Here is a 2,924-nt window from a genome sequence, read left to right as displayed (position 1 = left end):
AGTGCCCCGGATGCGATTCGAACGCACGACACCTTCTTTAGGAGAGAAGTGCTCTATCCCCTGAGCTACCGGGGCAACGCGTACTACTGTACCACGCATGGCGGCCAGGTCGGGCGGGTGGTGTTGCAGGGGTGCCGACTGGTTCCACGGGCTGAAAGGGGAGGGGTGGGCCTGTGGTCTGGTTAGAATGTTGCCTGCCCCAAATCGTATTCGGAAGGTGCCTATGTCGAAATTCCGGCAGTCGTTTCTGGTGCGGCTCGTGTTCGGGTGGTGGGCCCGGATTCTGGCTATTGCTTCCCTGCTGGTTCTGGGGGCGCGGATGCTTCCTGCCTGGTTCCCGGTGTTGCCCTACCTTCCCGATCTGGTGGCGCTCACGCCCTGGTTCATCCTGGTCGACCTGCTTGCCCTGGTCCTGGCACTGACCGCGTCCAAGTGGATGACCGCCCTGATCTTGATCGGGGCCTTGGCCTTGAACGTCTCCTGGCAGTACCCTTTTTACGGCGGGGGTCAGGGCCTGTCGGACAAGACCCTGACGAACATGTCCCTGGGGCACCCGGACAGGACCGATGGGTCGGCCCGGGTCATGACCTTGAATGTGTACAAGGGACAGGCTGATGTGCGGACGATCGTCCAGACGGTCAAGGAGAACCGGGTGGAGGTTCTGGCGCTTCAGGAGGTAACGGATGACTTCGTCCAGCGCCTTGAGGATGCCGGCATTGATGAATACCTGCCCTATAAGAAGGTGTCCTCAGCGGATGGGAAGTACGGCAACGGCATATGGACAGCCACACCCATGGGGTCACCGGCTCGTGATGATGTGAACTCCCGGGCTTCGATGATGCCTGCGGGGAGCGTGGGCTTCAAGCATGGTTCCACCAGTATCCGCTTCATTTCGGTCCATACGACCTCGCCCACACCCGGAACCTGGTCATCCTGGCGCGACAGCATTGACGACATGAACAGCCTGAAGCGGCATACCCATACCAGGTATGTGTTGATGGGGGACTTCAACTCCACCTACGACCATGCCGTATTCCGCGATTTCCTGGGCGACAGGTTCCAGGACGCCGCACGCCTGGCCGGCCATGGCATGACCATGACCTGGCCGACCGACCGGGCTTGGGTCCCCAGGGGGGTCGCGATCGACCATGTGGTGGTGGATCAGGGCATCAGGGCCGGTCAGCTGCAGACCATGGTCATTCCCGGATCGGACCATGCCGCCCTGCTGTCCACCCTGGAGGTCGACTGAGTCTGGATGGCCTGATCTGACTTCTCAGGAATCCAGGTTGGACTGGGTGCCGGCCTGGGCGCCTGCACTGGCCTGCTCCTCCTGGGCGGCATCCAGCTTGGCCCTGACCTGCCCCAGGAGTTCCTGGGCCCGCTTGGCCAGGGCCTCGCCAATCTCCCACTGGCGCATGGAGGCATCCAGGTCCAGACCGCCGGCCTCCAGGGCCTGGACTGCCTGGATGAGCTGGTCGCGAGCCTGCTCGTAAGGGAGCTTGGTGATGGTCTCGCGCTCCTTGTCGGTCAGGGACGAGGCCAGTAGGGGTTCTTCCTGCTTGTCCTTCGCCTGTTTAGCGGTTGATTCGCTCATGGACGCTCCTTGTCGATTGTGTTTGTCGGTCTTGTCTGAAGTTTTCATACCCTATCTGATTCGCTGAGATTCAGCGGTCCGCATCGGCTTTACCGGCGGCCACCGCTGATCGTAGCCGGCAGCAACGGCCGAGTGTGCCGGGTGGTCCCTGTCGGCCCTAGCCGACTGCCACCACCCTGGTTTCGATCTTGCCCTCCTTGACGGTGAGTGTCAGATCCTGATCCTGGGCCACCTGGTCCGGGCTGCTGACCACCCCGCCCTCAACGGTCTGTACCACCGCATATCCCCTGTCCAGGGTTGACTGGGGGGAGAGGGCGGTCAGGGAGGACTGGAGTTTCTCGACCGTCAGTGAGGCATCGTCCACAATCCGTCGCAGGGCGATGTCCAGACGGACCCGGGACTCGTCGACCAGACGCTGAGGCTTGTCCAGCATGGTCTGCGGCCGGGTCAGGCTGGGACGGTTGGCATATCCGTCGATCAGCCGGGTCTCGCCCTCGACCAGATTCCGGATCCGGGACTCGATTCGGGTCCGTGCCTCCATGATGATCGATTCCTGTTCGACCAGGTCGGGGGCCACCCGCTTGGCCGCATCGGTGGGGGTGGAGGCGCGCAGGTCGGCCGCCAGGTCAATCAGGGTCCAGTCGTCCTCATGCCCGATGGCTGAAACGATGGGGGTTTGGCAGGCCGCGGTCGCCCGGACCACGGCCTCGTCGGAGAAACCGAGCAGGTCCTCGAAGCTGCCGCCGCCCCTGGCCACGATGATGACATCGACGCTGGGGTCCTGGTCGAGTTTCCGGATGGCCTGGACCACCTCGGACGGGCACTGGGGACCCTGTACATGGGCATGGACCACGGTGAACTCGATTGTGGGCCAGCGCAGCCGGGCATTGGTGATGACATCGCCCTCGGCCCTGGCCTTGGGGGCGCAGACCAGGCCGATCCGATTCGGGAACTCGGGCAGGGGGACCTTGTTCTCCGCGTCGAAGAGGCCCTCCCCCTTGAGTTTGCGTCTCAGTTCCTCGATCTGTTCCTTCAGGTCGCCGGTGCCGACCCGCTTGATCCGGTCGGCCATGAAGCTCAGCCTGGTCTGCTTGACCCAGAGGTCCGGCCGGCCATGCACCACCACCCGGTCGCCCTGGCGGAAGTCCCTGGCCTGGGTGGCGAAGGCCCGGAAGCCCATGACATTGATTGATATGTCTTCAAAGTCGTCGCGCAGGGTCAGATATGCGGAACCGGTGCGCCTGGTGTTGATTTCAACGATTTGCCCCTCGATCCAGGCCCCGGGCCAGCGGGCCACCGCATCGTGGTACTTCTGGCTGAGCACGCTGAC

At 63.3% G+C, this 2,924-nt stretch carries 3 protein-coding genes and 1 tRNA gene; 1 reads left to right on the top strand and 3 read right to left on the bottom strand.

Features of this window, described 5'->3' with window-relative positions; all coding sequences use genetic code 11:
• Nucleotides 1–2 precede the first annotated feature (2 nt).
• Nucleotides 3–75, bottom strand: a tRNA-Arg gene (locus Q0K62_RS07960).
• Between the two features lie 148 nt (nucleotides 76–223).
• On the opposite strand from Q0K62_RS07960, the gene Q0K62_RS07955 reads away from it, so the two are divergent.
• Nucleotides 224–1,249 (top strand): endonuclease/exonuclease/phosphatase family protein, encoded by a 1,026-nt coding sequence (locus Q0K62_RS07955; protein ID WP_297317439.1) that lies wholly within the window; start codon nucleotides 224–226, stop codon nucleotides 1,247–1,249.
• 24 nt (nucleotides 1,250–1,273) lie between these two features.
• Here the strand turns inward: Q0K62_RS07955 and Q0K62_RS07950 are convergent, their stop codons facing one another.
• Together Q0K62_RS07950 and xseA are read right to left on the bottom strand one after the other, a co-directional pair.
• Entirely contained in the window at nucleotides 1,274–1,594 is a 321-nt protein-coding gene (locus Q0K62_RS07950) for an exodeoxyribonuclease VII small subunit (protein ID WP_297317438.1), read from the bottom strand.
• 157 nt (nucleotides 1,595–1,751) lie between these two features.
• Nucleotides 1,752–2,924 (bottom strand): exodeoxyribonuclease VII large subunit (gene xseA / locus Q0K62_RS07945; protein WP_297317437.1); only part of this gene is annotated, 1,173 nt, incomplete at its 5' end.

This window comes from uncultured Bifidobacterium sp. (assembly GCF_945269915.1).
Taxonomy (GTDB): Bacteria; Actinomycetota; Actinomycetes; order Actinomycetales; family Bifidobacteriaceae; genus Bombiscardovia; species Bombiscardovia indica.
The sequence above is the reverse complement of the archived record's forward strand: the minus strand, read 5'-3'. Positions and strand labels throughout refer to the sequence as shown.

Coding starts and splice junctions, on each gene's coding strand:
- Q0K62_RS07955 (WP_297317439.1), top strand. CDS start 224: ATGTCGAAATTCCGGCAGTCGTTTCTGGTGCGGCTCGTGTTCGGGTGG.
- Q0K62_RS07950 (WP_297317438.1), bottom strand. CDS start 1,594: ATGAGCGAATCAACCGCTAAACAGGCGAAGGACAAGCAGGAAGAACCC.